Origin of the sequence: Ligilactobacillus equi DSM 15833 = JCM 10991 (assembly GCF_001435735.1) — a bacterium.
Lineage (GTDB): Bacteria > Bacillota > Bacilli > Lactobacillales > Lactobacillaceae > Ligilactobacillus > Ligilactobacillus equi.
On sequence record NZ_AZFH01000156.1, the window covers coordinates 1 to 445 of the forward strand.

At 39.6% G+C, this 445-nt stretch carries 1 protein-coding gene; it reads right to left on the reverse strand.

Annotation, left to right across the window (positions count from 1 at the left end):
* A partial coding sequence (locus FC36_RS08380; RefSeq protein WP_156409568.1) for a hypothetical protein occupies positions 1-245 on the reverse strand: 245 nt, incomplete at its 3' end.
* Positions 246-445: the final 200 nt, after the last annotated feature.

The following is a 445-nucleotide window of genomic DNA, read 5'->3' on the forward strand; positions in this document are numbered from 1 at the left end:
CTCTTTTCTGGAGTTTGCTTTGTACTCACAATCGTTTTCTCCATCTTTGGTCGTCTTGCTTTGTGGCTCTTGATATTACGCTTTACCTTGTAGTCGTTGATACCCATTGCGTACATCACTAAACTTATCAACATTGACGCCAAACCCGTAAATACGGGACTTACGATGTACAGCACATCTCCTGCTGTTCCCGTCATCATACTTGGAACACTCATCCCAAATAGAAACATATCTAACATCGTCATCAGGATTAATCCTACATTCGACTCTTTCAATGTTCTTGCGGACAAGGCACCAAATACTACTGCCAATACATTGATTCCTATCATTACTTTTAAACTAAACATCTTTCTTACCTCGTCTTTCTTTGCGCTTTTCTATCTAACTACGGATTAACTCGGGATGTTTACATCTCACTTAATCCTATGTCCTTATTATGGCATCG